Raw genomic sequence first — 16,592 nt, forward strand, 5'->3', positions numbered from 1 at the left:
TATATTATCTATTAAGTATTTTTTCCATGTCTTGTACCGCTTTTTCCAAGCCTTTATCAACAGGGATCTTTTTTGCCCAAATTAAATCCAAATCTTGTACTAATGCATCTTTAATAGGCCATGTCTTAGTCGATTGAGGTAAAAATACTGCTTCGCTAGCCGCTTTTGCATAATCTGATCTATAAGGTAATTTTTTGAATTCTTCTGAGTCTGTTACAGAAGTAACGCTCGGAATATGCCCTGCTTTTGACCACATCCATCCATGCTGTACTACCCAATTAGCAAACGTTAATGCAGCTTTAATTTTTTTATCATCTTTACCTTTTTTCTGTACCGGTATTATAAAAGTATGTGAATCGGCCCAAGTAGCAGGCTTATCAAATATTTGTGGAAATGACATAGCTCCAAAATCTAAATTTTTTGTTGTTTCAAACTGTGCTGTAGCCCAAACACCTGTCGGTAAAAGAACTGCTTTACCACCTTGGAAAAGTTGATAAGTATTCTGAAGATTAATTGGCACTAAACCACTCTTAAAAAAGTTTAAAATATATTCCGCAGCCTTTCTCCCTTGTTCATTGTTAATTATAACCTTTTTACCGGTTTGATCTAAAAGCCCAGGACCTCCTAGTTGGTTATATAAAGCCCACCAAGTACGATAAGCATCTTCTCCTGACGAAGGAAGTGCCATCGTAATAACACCTTTGGGAGCCTTTTGTTTAATTTGCGTTAAAAATTTAATAAAACCATCGGGACCCGGCTCTATTATTGGCTTACCATCTTGACCTAATAACCCCACATCTTTTAATAATTTTTTATTATAATACAAGATATGCGGATGAGCATCTAATGGAATTGCATAATGTTGGCCATTAAATATAGTGGAATCCAGTATATTTTGATTAAAAGCAGACCAATCAATGTTAAGAAGTTTCGCATATTCATCAAGTGAATAAACGATTTTTTTATCTACTAATTCCGGCAATCTAGATGAATGCGAAATAGCTATATCAGGAGCATTTCCACCTGCTATCGCAGCTTGAAGTTTCGTATAATAAGTTCCCCATTCCTGAATGCGCGCTATAACTTCTATATCAGGATGCTCTTTATTAAATTCTTTTACAATTTCATTCATTGTATCGCCATCGCCACCAGTAAATAAATTCCAATATACTACTTGTATTTTGCTCGATGACGAACTCGCCGAACTCGTCTTTGATTGTGACTTACTTGCTGTTACCGAAGATTTATTGGAACAACCACTTAATGTAAACATAAAAGTGACCACAAAAACTAATACTAATGATAAATTTTTAAATTTTTTCACAAAACCATCCTCCTTTATTTTCAAAAATAAATTAAACACTTTCTTACAGTTATCTCCCCTCTCTTTTAAATCACCCCTTCTTTTTTCAAATCTTTAATAAACTTTCTAAGCTTATAATAACCTTCCATAAAAACATTTTCAAAGCCTAAATTTGATCAAATTAGCCGAATATTCTCCGTTTTTTTTTTCAGAATTTTACTCTCGTTTTCTTATTTTTTCTCCGTTTTTCTCCTCTATATAAAAAAGGCCTGTACTTTTAAAAGTACAGGTCTCTTTGTCCTTGCTCTATCTTTTTTAAACGCTCCACCGTTATCTGCCTCACCCTATCGCTCTTTATCTCTTTAAGCCCTTCCTGGATGACCTTTTCGCCAACCCTCTTTGTCTCATCTGACGCGTAATCCTCTAGGTATTCTTTAAATGTAAGGAGGGCATTGGGCTGACAACAATTCTGTATATTGCCCGTTTTGGCCAATGCCATAAACCTCTCACCAGTCCTGCCGCTTCTATAGCAAGCGGTACAGTAACTAGGCACATAACCAGACTCACATAGCATCCTTATGATTTCCTCAGGGCTCCTGTTATCGCCTACCTCAAACTGAGCTGTTTTCTCCATTTCCCCTTTCTTTTCGTATTCCTCCGCATACCCTCCTACGCCGGTACAAGAGCCAGCGCTTATTTGGGATATACCCACAGAAATCACTTCATCTCTAAAGCCAGGAGCTTCCCTTGTAGACAGTATCATCCCCGTGTAAGGCACCGCCAAACGGATAATAGCTACCAGCTTTTTAAAATCACGGTCAGAAACCATATACGGATAATTTTTAAAGGACACGCCTTCCGCAGGCCTCAACCTGGGAACCGATATGGTATGGGGCCCTACCCCAAAGGTTTCATCCAGATGCTTGGAGTGAAATATCAAGCCCATTACCTCAAACTTGTAGTCATATAGCCCAAATAAAACGCCCAATCCCACATCGTCTATCCCCGCCTTCATAGCCCTATCCATAGCTGTGGTATGCCAATCATAATCGGATTTAGGCCCCATGGGATGTACCTTTTTGTACGTTTCTCTGTGATATGTCTCCTGGAACAGCACATATGTGCCTATGCCGGCTTCTTTAAGCTTTTTGAATTCATCGATGGTAGTCGCCGCTATATTTACATTTACTCTCCTTATATTCCCCCTGTCTTTCTGCGTAGCGTATATGGTCTTTATAGCATCAACCACGTATTCTATAGGGTTATTAACAGGGTCTTCTCCCAGTTCAAGGGCAATCCTTTTATGTCCAAGGGTTTCTAAAATCCTCACCTCTTCAGCTATCTCTTCCATGGTGAGCTTTCTCCTCTTGATCTTGTCATTAGTCCTATGATAGGCGCAATACGCGCAGTTATTAATACAGTAATTGCTTATATAAAGCGGTGCAAACAACACTATGCGCTTTCCGTATATCTTCTCTTTTATAATACGGGCCGCCTTATACACCTTCTCCAGTTCGCCCTCGTCTTCCACCTGCAACAGGGTCGCTACCTCAAGGGGCGTCAGCCCTTTAGCTTCAAGGGACTTTTCGATTATCCTGTCCACATCAAACTGGCGCTTCTTGCCCTCCTCCAGAAGCCTGTATATCAGGTCTTCATCTATAAAATCCGCCCTTTCCCATTCTTCCACCTTTATCATATACGACATCTCCTCTCATGATAATTGAGCGACTTGTTAAAAAGTACGCTTCACCTGCCCCTATAGCTTCCGTAATCCTGGCCGACTTCCCTTCCCAATGACCTTATAATCCCCTCAATACACAGGCGGCAGTGGGAAGGCTTCTCTCCTATGCATATCTTGGATGGATATATTTCGTATCTGGGCCTGTACTCAGGAGGCATCACATTGGGCATCACCACATTAGCCCCTGCCATCAGCGCTTTCTGCCTACCCTGAGGGTGAATGGTGCCCACCGCTGTGGTGGCAGGGATATTGGCATAAGGCAGCATAAGCCTTGTAATAGCCACCATCCTCAACGTCATCTCCAGCGTTCCTCTGGCTTCATCTCTAAAGGGGGTGCTATGATGGGGTATAAAAGGACCTATACCAGCCATTTCCACATCCAATTCCTTTAAAAGCATAATGTCCTCAGCCAAATGTTCTACCGTCTGACCAGGCAAACCTACTATATCCCCTGATCCCACCTCGTAACCCAAATCCTTTAGTGCCATAAGGCAGTCGATTCTGTCTTTATAACTCATATCAGGGTGCATTTCCCTGTAATGACCAGGATTAGCGGTCTCGAACTTTAAAAGATACCTATCAGCACCCGCTTCCTTCATGATCTTGTACTCTTCATAGCTTCTTTCTCCAATGCACAGGGTTATAGCTACATCGGCTATTTTCTTTATTTCCTTTATAATATACGCCATAACATCCGCTGTATAAAATTCGTCCTCGCCCGATTGCAGCACAATGGTTTTATATCCCAGCAATGCCGCATTGTGCGCGATCTTCACAATGTCCTCAGGAGACAGCCTGTATCGCTCTAGGGACACATTATCGCGCCTCAAGCCGCAATACTTGCAATTTCTCCTGCAGTGACTGGAAAACTCTATCAACCCTCTCAAATGCACACAGTCGCCCACGCACTCATGCCTCAATTGATCCGCCTTTTTAAAAAGGTACGCCTCCTCTTCCACCCCTTTGGGCTCCAACAGCCTCATCACTTCGCCTTTCGCAAGATTATGTTCCTTATAGGCCTTGTCTACCAGCTCAAAGTAATCCATATAATCACCTCGTAAGTGCCGTCTTTACCCGAACACCGGCTAAATTTCCCAATTTTCCCGTAAGAGCCCCTATCTCATCGGTGGTTCCGTCTACTATAAGGGATATAACCGAAAGCCCCCTATCTCTATAAGGTATACCCATCCTTCCCACGATTATATCCCCGTACTCGCTCAATATCCTGTTTAGGCTATCCGCCACCTGCTCCCTATGCTCTACCACTATGCCGATAACGCCAATACGCTTTTCCATTGTCTCACCCCAACTAAAAAAGCCTACCTTAAAAAGGTAGACCTAATTCGCTTATTTGCTCAAAATATAAGTAAATTACGCCTCCCTTCTTATCAGGTACTACCCCTCTAAGTCAGGATGAATATTAAACTTTGTTTGTTATAATATTAACATATTTTTACCTGTAAGTCAAGTTCCAGGTGTCCTCTTAAATTTATAGCCTTTTAAAAAAGACACTATGAACAGCAAAAGGGGAATACCTGCGCTTATAAAAAGAGAATAAGGATAGGACCTCATAAGGTAATAATAGACATCCGAGACGTTGTCAAAAAATAACTCCGACAGAGATAAAACCAGAAGCCCCAATGGAATTATAGTAGGTTTAGGATCCTTTAGCCCTCCTAGCTGACATACACACGCATTGGCTGTATTCAACAACAGCAAAAGCTTTAACATAATGCCAACTACCCATAGAGCCAGTATAATAGCGTCAAGCCTCTGAAAATACTCAGCGTAGTTTATCATCCTCACCAGCTGAAGAGCCGGAAATAAGATCTTGGACGTGGCTATAGGTCCAAATACGGCAATGGCAATGGTCCCCGACTCTAATATCAACCCCAAAAGTAAGACAGCCAATAAGCCAGCGGGCATCGCCTTATCTTTGTTGCTTATAGCAGGATATATCATCAGAATCAACGCACTTTCTCCAAAATAGGACAACAAAACTAGAGCTCCTTTTAAAGAAGGCATGATCCCATTTTCAAAAGCAGGCAGGTATTCATAGAAATCCGCCATAGGAATAGAAAATATTATAACAAATGCCAGAAGGCCCATCCCCATGAAAAATCCTAGTTCGATAACCCTCGTTATAGCCTCAAAGCCGCAATAGACTCCATAACACATCACGATAGAAGCAGTAATTAAAATCACAGTTATAGGCGTCTTAATTAAAAAAGCTGATTTCAGCATCTCCCCCAGCTCCCGCAGTGCGATGGAGTTGAGGTATATAAAATAACCTGCGTATAGTAAACCTGTTAACCTACCCAAAACGCGGCCTAAAAGGTCTACGGCATACTCCATTAAAGTCTTGTCCTTATGCATGTCTCCTAATTTTATAAACACGTATATCATAAAAAGTGCAATCACAGTAGATATCAATACAGCCGCCCAGGCATCCCTACCCGATAAAACAGCTACTATTGACGGTGGGAACATATCCGCCGTTGTAACAATTAAAACCACTATTATGTACATAAACTGCACACTTGATATCTTTTCACTGGACATGCTATAGCCTCGCCCGTTTTTTGACACAAATACCCCTCATTTGAATCTAAAATTATTCAATTATATTATTTCAAAGCAGTGCAAATAATATTTACGAGGTGAGACAAATGGCGAAAAAAATCGTCAAACCCATACCGGCAAGGGACTACAGCGCGAGAAAATCAAGCAATGCCCAGTTGTGGCAAAATTCACAGTACCTGTCTAAAAACCTCGACATGAATATAAGCTATTTCAAAAATTCATTTAATCAGGATACGGACATCGTATATAGGTATTTTACATTATACGACAAAAAAGTAAGAGCTGCCATTATATTGGTCGATAGCCTGGTAAACAAAGAGTCAATTCAAAAAAACCTCCTCCGACCTTTAATGAACGGGGACTATCCCAACGGAGGTATTAAAGACCTGTTCGCCGTTATAAAAAACAACCTGCTGGCAATGGAGGATATAAGAGAAGAAAACCAACTGGATCAACTGAAAGACAGTATACTAAACGGCAATGTGGTGCTGCTAATCGACGGATATGACACCGCTATAATCGTGAGCGCTCAAAGATGGGACATGAGAGTCGTGGAAGAGCCTATATCCGAAGCCGCGGTAAGAGGATCCCGCGAGGGATTTAACGAAAATCTCAAGACCAACATCGCTCTTATACGCCGCAGGCTTAGAACACCTCAGCTTAAGATAGAAAACCTTAAAGTAGGCACCCTGTCAAAAACCAATATAGCCATAGCGTATATCCAGGGCGTTGCCAGCGAAGACATGGTAAACGAAGTGAAAAGCAGGATCAAGCGAATTCAAATAGACGGCGTTTTAGAGAGCAAATACATTGAAGAATTAATAGAAGACGCACCCACCTCCCCTTTCCCTACAGTGGAGTATACCGAAAGGCCCGACAAAGTGGCAGCAAGCCTTTTGGAGGGGAGAATAGCCATAATTACCGACAACACTCCTTTTGTGTTAATAGTGCCTGCCGTATTGTTCCAATTCCTCCAGTCCACTGAGGATTACTACCAGCACTATATTGTAATAACCCCTTTGCGGTGGATAAGGATTTTTGCGTTGTTCATAAGCCTTTTCTTGCCTTCCATATACATCGCGGCTACCACCTTTCATCCTGAGATGATTCCCCCACCTCTAGCCATAGCTATAGCTGCCCAAAGGGAAGGCGTGCCGTTTCCTGCCTTGATTGAGGCATTGCTTATGGAGATAAGCTTTGAATTCTTAAGGGAAGCAGGTATAAGGCTGCCAAAAGTCATCGGTCAGGCCGTTTCCATTGTAGGCGCTCTGATCATAGGCGATGCAGCCGTATCCGCCAGTATCGTCTCTCCTGCTATGGTCATAGTGGTGGCATTTACAGGTATAGCGTCATTTATCGCGCCTTCTTTTGCTTTTGGTTTTACCATCAGGCTACTGCGATTCCCTATCATGCTAATAGCCGGCATTTTTGGCTTTTACGGCATCATGCTATCAGCAATAGCGTTAATGCTGCACCTGGCGTCCTTAAGGTCCTTTGGCGTCCCTTACCTCTCACCTATAGCGCCTACGAATGTGTCAGACCTCAAAGACACCTTAGTCAGGGCGCCGTGGTGGGACATGAAGTCCCGCCCTACCCATATAAGCGAAAAAAACGTAAAGCGGCAAGCCGACCACATGAAACCTCAGCCTGACCATGGAGATGATCATCAATGAAAAAGACGTCTTTTCGCTTTTTTATAACTTTATTATTATCTCTATCGTTTTCGCTTGCTCTCACAGGCTGCTGGGATAAGAGGGAAATAAATGAGCTGGCTTTTGTGCAAGGGGTGATAATAGACAAAGACGCAAATAACATAAAGCTCATACTGCATATCTTAAAACCCTCGGTGCTAGCCCAATCAAAAGGAGGCGGGCGAATGGGCGGTGGGGGTGGGGGCGAATCATCAAAACCCTACCTTATAATGTCTGAGGAAGGCCCCACTTTATCCAAAGCCCTATCAAAATTCAACAACAGCCTATCGCGAGAGCTTTTTATTCAGCAAAATGATATATTTTTCATATCTGAAAAACTGGCAAGAAGTGGCTTAAACGAGATACTGGACGCCCTCACCAGGCAAAACGAGTTCAGGAGGACAAGCTATCTCATGGTCCTCAAGGGCAAACCAGAGGATATAATGCAGGCACCTGCAGGACTTGAGCAAATCCCCTATAAGGAGGTCCTCGGAGCTATAAAAAGATCTATGAAGACATCCACAGCTTATGTAACTAATATAAATGATTTTTTTAAAGCGCTGACAGCAGGAGAAGGAAGGCAACCTATCATGGGGGTGATCAGCGTCACCAAAAAAAACGGCAAACCTTCTGGAATATCGGTAGAAAACGCTGCGATATTTAACAAAGACAAGTTCATAGGCTACACCAATGCCTTAGAGACCTCCGGGCTTTTGTTCATAAACGGCAAGATACAGAACGGTACCATAGAACTGAACCGCGGTCCTGACCAACAAAAGGGAAAGGTCACGTTGGAAATCATAAAGTCCAAAACCAGCGTAAGGCCTGTGCTAAAGGACAATAAGCTATCCATGCAGATATCTGTCACCGCTGAAACCACCCTTGATGAACAAGAAACCTCCATAGACCTGTCCAATCCTCAAAGGATAAGTGAACTAGAGCAGCTGCAAAACGCAGCGATAAAGCACCGGATACAATTGGCCCTCAACAAAATACAAAAGGAATACAAATCAGATGTATTCGGCTTTGGTGAAAAAATACATCAGCATTATCCTAAAATATGGAACCAGATTAAAGGAGATTGGAAGGACCTCTTCCCCCATTTACCTGTAGAAATAAAAGTAAAATCATGGCTGGCACGCACCGGCATAACCAGCAAACCACCCAAATATTAAAGAGGAAGGTGTCAATAAACATGTTCAATGCTCTGCTCATAACCGCTTTGTTCGTCATTATAGGGGCAATTCAGATTACTCCCCTTGTAAAGGGCAAAAAAAATAGAGAACTAATAGTATATATAATAGTTCTCTCACTGGCGTATTTTTTTAGCATCATCCAGGTATTTGGAATAAGGTTAAAAAAACCTAATGACTTCCTTACCTGGATCAATAAAATCTTTTAATTTTATGTAGGTCGGTTGCACTATTGACTCCATATGGCCCAAGTGCCCATATACAGGCCATATATCATCATCCCCTACACTTTAATAAATTATACCATATATGCCAATCTGTCAAGAGTTAAAATTTTTTGTCTTTATCAATTGATAAAAACTATCCAACATCTCCACATCTACCTTTTGCGGCTCCCTGCCATACCTCACCCTGTTAAAAGCAAAGGCCACATCGCGAAAATTTATCTCACATTCCAGGTGTTTTGATATCCTATCGGCAAATTCCAGTATTGTCTCCCCTGAATACATTTTAAACCCACAACTTGATAAATGTGCTAACACCTCTTCAAACTGCCACAGAGCCCTTTGCTTGGGATCTAATGGTACCACAGGCTTTTTCTTTCTGTACCTAAAAGCCCATACGGCAAAAATAACTAAGGCAAAAAGTCCAGCTGTTAAAATAGCCACTCCTCTTGCCCATTCTGGCCCTTTGTTGAGCTTGTCGCTCTCTGATTTTGAAGTGCCGCTATAGGTTTTATTTTCACCGCTGCTATCCTTTTGTGTTTCATTTCCTTTATTATTTGTGCCCTGAGTATAATCAGGCGTAAATGTTTCATGGCTGTAACCGCTATAATACCCGTTGGCAATGCCATAAGGTGTCGCGCCCCCAGCCGAATAACTCCTTCCATAATAAAGGGGGAGATAAAAAGGCGTAGGCTCAAAGTTAACCCATCCATAACCCGGGAAATAAGCCTCCACCCACGCATGAGCAGCAGCGTCGGTAACGGCCTTGTAGCCTCCTTGCGCGCTTTCACCGCTGTCCGAAGCCCTATATATAAAGCCTGTCACATACCTTGCAGGTATTCCTACACATCTAAGCATTACAGCCATAGCCGAGGCGTAGTAAGTGCAATAGCCCTTTTTTAATTCAAAGAGAAAATAGTCCGTAAAATCCCTGGAAGCAGGCGTTGAAGGGACATCTAAATTGTACTCGTATTGCCTCAGATACGCTTCTATTGCCAGCGCCTTATCAAAAGGCGTCTTATAACCCTCGGTTATCTTTAAAGCCAGGTCTTTTACTCTCTGGGGAAGTTCATCAGGAAGCTGCAAATACCTTTTCATGCTATCAGGCACTTCCATGGATGTATAAGCCCTCATCGCATTGGGGTCTACATCAGGTTGAAAAGCCGTAAAGGTGTACTTAAAACCACTGCTTACGCGACGGCTATAGCGCAACTGAAGGTCTTCATCGGATTCAATTGCGCCGCCGGGCGTCTTCACGTATACAGGCTGTAAAACAGTGAACAACACCCTGGTGCTCCACGGCCCCTGCATAATATCCACAGTAATATTTCTGCCTTTGACGCCTTTACTATAGGCTTTGGGTATAAATCCATCCTGGACATCTACCCATCGCTCACCGCTTTTCGCCCACCTTTTGCCGTCATACATATCATACACACCACCTCTCAAATACAGTGTATCTGCGGTGGTTTTCACATAAAGCGCCACTCCATTATCAGAAACAGCAGGACCTCCTAACCACTGAGCTCCTTCTGTAAACCCCGTAAAACCAACACCCGCAGTGTCATTCCACCCTCTCCATGTCCTGACCACGGGGAATGTATCCTGTACCCATTGGCTGAGCCTCTCCCAGGAAACAGGCTGTATCTTCACAGGCATGTAATGCACTGCACCCATCACAATCGCACAGGCCATAAAACCCCATCCCATCACCCTTATATCGGCGTTATCAAAAGGGTAATTAAATACAGCGCAGTACACTAAAGATGCGGCCACAAAATACAGCATATAGGTATATGCCCTGTCTACAAAGCCATACCACTGCACGGCAAATATTCCAATCCCTATGGCAAAGGCTACGTAAAACAGCCTAAACCTCACCGCCAACGCGTACATGGCCAGAGAAATGCCGGCGTACATCAACAGCGAAAGGGGGACTACGTAGCCGTTTGCCCTCTCGTTGCCACTAATGTATTGCACTGACCACCCGATGAAATCTCCGAGGTGTACCGCCTTCTCTCCATGCCAATGCGCAAAAGCCCAGAGCAAAATCCCACAGCCAATAAAAACAGCGCTATGCCATGGATACTTAAATATAAAAGCAGAGGCCAGCATGAAGAGGACTGTAAGCGCCAATACAGCGCTTTGAGAATAAGGGGATGCAAGCCCTCTGGATACAGACTCATTTATTGTAAAAGCCATGAACGCTGAAATCGCGAATAACACCCATTTTTTACCCAATTCCCCACAACCCCTTTTTCAAGTTCATGCGCTTATACACCTGGCGTAAATGCCGTTATCATTTAAAAATGTCAAAACGTCGGAGTACTTAATTACATCCTTTTCCCTCGTTACGACAAACACCACGACCCCACAGCCCTTTGCCTTGCACGCCGACAGCCGGTCCACCAGCTCAAAATCCGCATAAGGGGTGATCACCGTCAGTGAATCCCCGTATTGGGATGTTTCCACAAAGTCCTTAAGCACAGCGGAAACCTTGATCTCTTCCTTAGGTTCCAGCAGTATAAGCTTATCCAATAACTCTGTAAACTGATGTATATTTCTGCCCTCCACCACCGCCGTGGCCGTGACAACCTTTGTGGGTATGTTTAACTCAAGGTAGTACTTGAAAAGGGATACGCAGTACTCCATAGCTTTTTCATCTACCAGCGCATCGCCGTAATTCCCCTCGAACCTGTCCAAGAAAATAGTCATGGTGTTATCAGCCAGCTGCTCGTAGTTCTTTACGTAAAGTTCCCCTTTTTTAGCAGACGTCTTCCAGTGAATCCTTTTCAAATTGTCACCATACCTGTACTTTCTCGTATCCGATATACTGGTGTAATCCTCGTATATCCTGTCATTTACTGGAATTGTACCAAATTGCTGGCGGGCCTCAAGGTGCAGGCTTTGAATCGGTATAAGCTTAGGATAAGCCCTTATCTCTGCGCATTTTCCGGTATCCCTTGAATAAGAAAAGAGCTGAAAGCCATCCCTTATCTCTATATTCAAAGGGCCCAGCCTGTATACGCCGTAGCGTCGCAGAGATAGTTCTTTTACCAATACCTTGCTTTCTGCCGGGGCAAAAGAAGATCTCAGTATATTTCCGAAATTTATTTCCGATAAGGATACATAAGGGTAAAACAGCGGATATGTATTTCTTACAACGATTTCAACAGCGGCGGTTTCGCCTACAAAAATCCTCTCATTTCTTGCTTTCAAATCGCAAGATATGCCTCTAGAAGAGGCAAAACACCACACTATAGAGAGCATTACTGTAAACAGGTAAACGTAAAACAGCGTATAAGTAAAAGGACCGCCCGTAAAAAGGGCGATTAAAAAAAGCGCTATCAACAAACCAAATACAACAACGTATTTAAACTTAAACCAGGGCCACAGGCGATCAAGCATAATCTCTCACCACGGGCACATTGACTTCATTTAAAATGCCCTTTATAAATTCTTCGTTGCTCATACCTTTTAACCTGTACTCAGGCTTAATTACCAACCGATGAGAAAGCACCGGCACTGCCAGCATTTTTACATCATCAGGTATTACATAATTGCGATCGTTTACAATGGCATTGGCCTGAGCCCCTCGGGCCAGCATAAGAGATGCCCTGGGGCTGGCACCTAAATACACATACCGATTGTCCCTGGTCCTCTGCACGATGTTCACGATATACGTCATAATGCTGTCGTCTATGTATACGTACCTTACGCTCCTCTTTATCTCCAGAAGTTCCTCTTTGGTCATAATTGGAGTAAGTTCTTTCAATACCTCATGCTCTATAAACCTTTTAATAATGGCCTTCTCCTCCCAATGGTCGGGATAACCCATGGATATCTTCATCATAAACCTGTCCAGCTGGGATTCGGGCAGCGGATACGTCCCCTCGTATTCTACGGGGTTTTGTGTGGCCAGCACCATAAAAGGCTCTTCTACAGGATAAGTGTTGCCATCCACGGTCACATGGCCTTCTTCCATCACTTCCAGCAAACTGGATTGGGTTTTAGGCGATGTCCTGTTGATCTCGTCAGCAAGGACAATTTGGCTGAAAACAGGACCTTTTTTAAACTCAAATTCGTTGGTTTTTTGGTTGAATACCGACACACCCGTTATATCCGATGGGAGAAGATCAGGGGTAAATTGTATCCTCCTAAAAGAACAATTTAAAGACCTGGCAAGGGACTTTACCAGCGTGGTTTTTCCCACTCCTGGCATATCCTCTATTAGCACGTGACCACCGGACAGAAGCGCTATGATCATAAGCCTTATGGTCAATTCTTTGCCTACAATAACCTTTTGGATGTTATTGATCAGTTTCTCTATGTTAAACCTGTACCCTATTGTTCTTCCCTCCTATGTGACGATTCGCAATTGTACTACTATTTTAAATTATAACACATGAAGGTGCAAAAAGCAAAAGTGCCCCTCCTACGCCGCCTTTTTAAAATCCGCCCGGAAACTCCACCTTATACCGCTCAATAGCCTTCCTTATGATCTCTACAGCCTCTTTTTTCCCACAAACCTCTTTGACGCTGGTTTCTTTATGCTCCAGTTCCTTGTAAACCTCAAAAAAATGGGATATTTCCGCCATCACATGGGAGGGCAAATCGTACACATCTTTATACCCGTTAAAGGCCGGATCCCTCACAGGTACCGCTATGATCTTTTCATCTACATCCTCATCGTCTATCATCTTGATAGCACCTATAGCATAACATTCTACCAAAACCAGGGGATCCAGCTCTTCCTGGCACAGCACCAGGACATCAAGGGGATCCCCATCTTCTGAATAAGTTCTGGGAATAAAGCCGTAATTAGCTGGGTAATGGGTTGAGGTGTACAATATCCTGTCCAGTTTTATATACCCTGTTTCTTTGTCCAGTTCGTACTTTTTTTTGCTGCCTGCAGGTATCTCTATTACAGCCATAAACCTCTCAGGAGTTACCCTATCCATGGACACGTTATGCCATATGCTCATTTAGCCCAACCTCCATCTGGTTAAGCAGGTCTTCAAAGGTGCTTAATGCATCCTGAACTGGCTCAGGAGTGGTCATGTCCACACCTGCCTTTTTCAAAAGCTCGATGGGATAATCGGAGCTGCCGCTTTTGAGAAATTCTATATACCTGTCCACAGCGGGTTTGCCTTCCTGCAGGATGCGCTGAGATATGGCAATAGCTGCAGAAAAGCTGGTGGCGTATTTGTAAACGTAAAAGCTCCTATAAAAATGAGGTATCCTGGCCCATTCCATGGCAATCCTATGGTCTGTCTCCACATCAGGCCCGAAGTACCTGGCATTTAAATCCCTGTACACATCGCATAGCAAATCAGCGGTTAAAGGAATACCTGATTCCGCTTTTTCGTGGACTACCTTTTCAAATTCAGCAAACATGGTCTGCCTGAACACAGTACCCCTAAACTCCTCTAAATAATGGTTTATAAGGTAAAGCCTCTGGCTTTGGTCTTTAATGTTGGACAGTAAATAATGCATCAAGAGAGCTTCGTTTAATGTAGATGCTACCTCTGCCACAAATATCCTGTAATGAGAGTATATATAAGGCTGATGAGCGTTGGAATAATAGGTATGCAAGGCGTGGCCCATTTCGTGTGCTAAGGTAAAAACGTCGTCAAGGCTCTCTTGGTAATTCAACAGCACATAAGGATGAACCCCATAGCATCCCCAGGAATAAGCGCCGCTGGTCTTGCCTTGATTCTCAAATACATCTATCCAGTGGCCTTTAAAGCCCTTATCCAGCAGATCTACGTACTCCTCTCCTAAAGGGGTAAGGGCATTTTTAACCGTATCCACGGCCTCTTCGTAAGGTATCCTCTTTTTTACGCCTTCTACAAGGGGCACATACACATCATACATCTGAAGTTTATCAAGCTTTAAAGCCCTTTTTTTCAAAGCCATATACCTGTGCAAAAGCCCTAGATTGCTGTTTACCGCATCTATAAGACCGTTATAGACGCTCACAGGCACGTTGTCGTCATCCAAAGAGGCCTCCAGGGAAGAATTGTACTTTCTCGCCCTGGCGTAAAACACATCTTTTTTAACATTGTAATTATAAGTAGTAGCCAGGGTATTCCTCAGCCTGCCGTATGTATCGTATAGGGCTTCATAGGCGTCTTTTCTAACCCTTCTATTATAGCTTTTTAAAAGCTGTATGTACCTCCCCTTGGTTAATTCCACATCCTCGCCGTTTTCGCCTTTTATCACAGGAAACCTCAGATCGGCGTCATTTATCATGGTAAACACGGCATCAGGGGCATCGGCGACCTCACCCATCATGGCCAACAGCCGCTCTTCCTGGGCCGATAATACATGTGCCTTCTGCCTTATAAGTTCCTCAATGTACCTCCTGTACAGCTCAAGTCTTTTGTCCTCCTGCAAAAAACCATACAAAACCTCATAAGGCTTTGACAGCAGTTCAGGGACTATAAAAGACAGACAGCTCTGCACTTCGGTGATAATGGCCGCAGCCCTATCAGCCAGCGCCTGATACACGGAATTGCCATTGTCCTCATCTCTTCTCATGCGGGCATAGGTAAAAAGCTTCTCGGCTATCATGTTTATCTCGTCTTTCAGGTTAAGGACCTCGTATACAGTCCCAGCCGAATCCATCTTACCGCTGTAGCTTTTTATAACAGGCAGCATGTCCTTCAACCTTTTATAGTCCTGCTCCCACAGATCGTCAGTAGCGTATATGTCCTCAAGCCGCCAACGGTACTCTGGGCTGATTTGCTCTCTCTTGGGTAGCATATTCATCTAAATCACTCCTTGTATAAATTTAAATCGGTTTCGCTTAAACCCTGCTTTGCGTACGCCTCTTTCATGGCATTGATTTCTTCCACTATGGAGCAAGCTAATTCCCGAGGCTCTATCACCACTGCTTCGCTGCCATAACCCAGTATCCATCGCATTATCTCCTCATACGAAGATACCTTTTTTTCAAAAACCACGCTACCGTCTTCGTTTTCCACAATGCTATCAGCTCTATGCCTCTCATACTCCTTCACGAGCCTGGCAGCGTTGCCCTTAAAAAGGACCTTAACAGTAGCGAGTCCTCCCCCTTTTAATATATTCCAAGCGTATTTGTTGTATTTATTCCTGTCAAAATCCTTTGATACCACAAAGCTTTTATCCAGTATAGCCACATCCATTATCCTGGAAACCCTGAAATCCCTTATGTCATTATGCACCCTGCAAAATCCTGCCAGGTAATAGTAGCCGTCTTTGTAATAAATGATGTAAGGGTCAACCTCTCTATAAGTCACTTTATCAGAGCTAAAAGAATAATACTTCATCCTTACAGTCTTCTTTTCGCTAATGGCTTTGTACAGTGTATCTATCACGTCCATGGAAACCTGATCAGACTTTTTATTGCTTTCCACCATAAAACCTCTATAAAGCCTCTCAATAAAATCCTGGTAAACAGCCGGCAGATACTTTATTATCTTATCTATAAGCTGGTACGCGGTTTTGCCCAGTTCATCACGGTGGTTTTTTAAGTTCTCCCTGAGGAAATAAAGTGAAACCAGTTCGTTAAAGCTCATCATGATGTTGTCCATCTTAAGCGAATCCAAAGCATAAACCGTACCCTTGGAACCTTGCTGCTCCGAAATAGGAAATACGAGAGACAGTGCATCAATATCTCTTTGCACAGTCCTCCTGTTTACTTTCTCGCCAAACTGCACTTCAAGCTTTTCGCATATATCCGAGATGGAAAGCCAATTTTTCTCCCAGGAGAGTATGGTGAGAATTTTCCATTGTCTTTCTACCTGTGTACTGTCAACGGACTTAGGCAAACTCTCCACCCCTACTTTAAAAATGCAATTACATTTTACCATT

The 16,592-nt window shown here is 43.1% G+C and carries 13 protein-coding genes and 1 riboswitch; of the genes, 2 read left to right on the plus strand and 11 right to left on the minus strand.

Annotated elements, in window-relative coordinates; translation table 11 throughout:
• Nucleotides 1–4 precede the first annotated feature (4 nt).
• The 5 genes from CALPO_RS0107380 to CALPO_RS0107400 all read right to left on the minus strand — a co-directional run bounded on the left by CALPO_RS0107380 (nt 5) and on the right by CALPO_RS0107400 (nt 5,633).
• The gene (locus CALPO_RS0107380; RefSeq protein ID WP_026486736.1) at nt 5–1,324 is read right to left on the minus strand and encodes an ABC transporter substrate-binding protein; all 1,320 of its coding nucleotides are present in this window, start codon (nt 1,322–1,324) and stop codon (nt 5–7) included.
• A 256-nt stretch (nt 1,325–1,580) separates the two neighbouring features.
• A complete protein-coding gene (gene hydG / locus CALPO_RS0107385; RefSeq protein WP_026486737.1) occupies nt 1,581–2,999 on the minus strand; it encodes a [FeFe] hydrogenase H-cluster radical SAM maturase HydG in 1,419 nt (472 codons plus the stop codon).
• A 50-nt stretch (nt 3,000–3,049) separates the two neighbouring features.
• Nucleotides 3,050–4,090, minus strand: coding sequence for a [FeFe] hydrogenase H-cluster radical SAM maturase HydE (gene hydE / locus CALPO_RS0107390; RefSeq protein ID WP_026486738.1), 1,041 nt, complete (start codon nt 4,088–4,090; stop codon nt 3,050–3,052).
• A 4-nt stretch (nt 4,091–4,094) separates the two neighbouring features.
• On the minus strand, nt 4,095–4,340 hold the full coding sequence (locus CALPO_RS0107395) for a TM1266 family iron-only hydrogenase system putative regulator (RefSeq protein WP_026486739.1): 246 nt from the start codon (nt 4,338–4,340) through the stop codon (nt 4,095–4,097).
• A gap of 168 nt (nt 4,341–4,508) precedes the next feature.
• Nucleotides 4,509–5,633 carry a GerAB/ArcD/ProY family transporter gene (locus tag CALPO_RS0107400; protein WP_026486740.1) on the minus strand — a complete coding sequence of 375 codons (1,125 nt, stop codon included), beginning with the start codon at nt 5,631–5,633 and terminating at the stop codon, nt 4,509–4,511.
• An 80-nt stretch (nt 5,634–5,713) separates the two neighbouring features.
• Here CALPO_RS0107400 and CALPO_RS0107405 point away from each other — a divergent pair, with 80 nt between their 5' ends.
• Together CALPO_RS0107405 and CALPO_RS0107410 are read left to right on the plus strand one after the other, a co-directional pair.
• The gene (locus CALPO_RS0107405) at nt 5,714–7,300 is read left to right on the plus strand and encodes a spore germination protein (RefSeq protein ID WP_051585914.1); all 1,587 of its coding nucleotides are present in this window, start codon (nt 5,714–5,716) and stop codon (nt 7,298–7,300) included.
• Nucleotides 7,297–8,493 (plus strand): Ger(x)C family spore germination protein, encoded by a 1,197-nt coding sequence (locus tag CALPO_RS0107410; RefSeq protein WP_026486742.1) that lies wholly within the window; start codon nt 7,297–7,299, stop codon nt 8,491–8,493. The genes CALPO_RS0107405 and CALPO_RS0107410 overlap by 4 nt, the downstream gene beginning before the upstream one ends.
• 227 nt (nt 8,494–8,720) lie before the next feature.
• Nucleotides 8,721–8,804: riboswitch (cyclic di-GMP riboswitch) on the minus strand.
• Nucleotides 8,805–8,831: 27 nt separating this feature from the next.
• Here CALPO_RS0107410 and CALPO_RS0107420 read toward each other — a convergent pair.
• The 6 genes from CALPO_RS0107420 to CALPO_RS0107445 all read right to left on the minus strand — a co-directional run bounded on the left by CALPO_RS0107420 (nt 8,832) and on the right by CALPO_RS0107445 (nt 16,549).
• Nucleotides 8,832–10,976 carry a transglutaminase family protein gene (locus CALPO_RS0107420; RefSeq protein ID WP_026486744.1) on the minus strand — a complete coding sequence of 715 codons (2,145 nt, stop codon included), beginning with the start codon at nt 10,974–10,976 and terminating at the stop codon, nt 8,832–8,834.
• Between the two features lie 24 nt (nt 10,977–11,000).
• A complete protein-coding gene (locus CALPO_RS0107425) occupies nt 11,001–12,143 on the minus strand; it encodes a DUF58 domain-containing protein (protein WP_026486745.1) in 1,143 nt (380 codons plus the stop codon).
• Complete coding sequence (locus CALPO_RS0107430; RefSeq protein WP_026486746.1) at nt 12,136–13,083, minus strand: AAA family ATPase; 948 nt, start codon at nt 13,081–13,083, stop codon at nt 12,136–12,138. The genes CALPO_RS0107425 and CALPO_RS0107430 overlap by 8 nt, the downstream gene beginning before the upstream one ends.
• A gap of 100 nt (nt 13,084–13,183) precedes the next feature.
• Nucleotides 13,184–13,720, minus strand: coding sequence for an inorganic diphosphatase (locus CALPO_RS0107435; protein ID WP_026486747.1), 537 nt, complete (start codon nt 13,718–13,720; stop codon nt 13,184–13,186).
• Nucleotides 13,704–15,509, minus strand: a complete 1,806-nt coding sequence (gene pepF / locus CALPO_RS0107440; RefSeq protein WP_026486748.1) for an oligoendopeptidase F — start codon at nt 15,507–15,509, stop codon at nt 13,704–13,706. Before pepF ends, CALPO_RS0107435 begins: the two co-directional genes overlap by 17 nt.
• Before the next feature lie 5 nt (nt 15,510–15,514).
• Nucleotides 15,515–16,549, minus strand: a complete 1,035-nt coding sequence (locus CALPO_RS0107445; protein WP_026486749.1) for a helix-turn-helix transcriptional regulator — start codon at nt 16,547–16,549, stop codon at nt 15,515–15,517.
• Nucleotides 16,550–16,592 lie beyond the last annotated feature (43 nt).

Origin of the sequence: Caldanaerobius polysaccharolyticus DSM 13641 (assembly GCF_000427425.1) — a bacterium.
In the GTDB taxonomy this organism is placed as follows: Bacteria; Bacillota; Thermoanaerobacteria; order Thermoanaerobacterales; family Caldanaerobiaceae; genus Caldanaerobius; species Caldanaerobius polysaccharolyticus.

What these genes read in the sequence shown, in the direction of transcription:
- pepF (WP_026486748.1), bottom strand. Translation starts at nt 15,509, where the DNA reads ATGAATATGCTACCCAAGAGAGAGCAAATCAGCCCAGAGTACCGTTGG.
- CALPO_RS0107410 (WP_026486742.1), top strand. Translation starts at nt 7,297, where the DNA reads ATGAAAAAGACGTCTTTTCGCTTTTTTATAACTTTATTATTATCTCTA.
- CALPO_RS0107425 (WP_026486745.1), bottom strand. Translation starts at nt 12,143, where the DNA reads ATGCTTGATCGCCTGTGGCCCTGGTTTAAGTTTAAATACGTTGTTGTA.
- CALPO_RS0107435 (WP_026486747.1), bottom strand. Translation starts at nt 13,720, where the DNA reads ATGAGCATATGGCATAACGTGTCCATGGATAGGGTAACTCCTGAGAGG.
- hydE (WP_026486738.1), bottom strand. Translation starts at nt 4,090, where the DNA reads ATGGATTACTTTGAGCTGGTAGACAAGGCCTATAAGGAACATAATCTT.
- hydG (WP_026486737.1), bottom strand. Translation starts at nt 2,999, where the DNA reads ATGATAAAGGTGGAAGAATGGGAAAGGGCGGATTTTATAGATGAAGAC.
- CALPO_RS0107395 (WP_026486739.1), bottom strand. Translation starts at nt 4,340, where the DNA reads ATGGAAAAGCGTATTGGCGTTATCGGCATAGTGGTAGAGCATAGGGAG.
- CALPO_RS0107405 (WP_051585914.1), top strand. Translation starts at nt 5,714, where the DNA reads ATGGCGAAAAAAATCGTCAAACCCATACCGGCAAGGGACTACAGCGCG.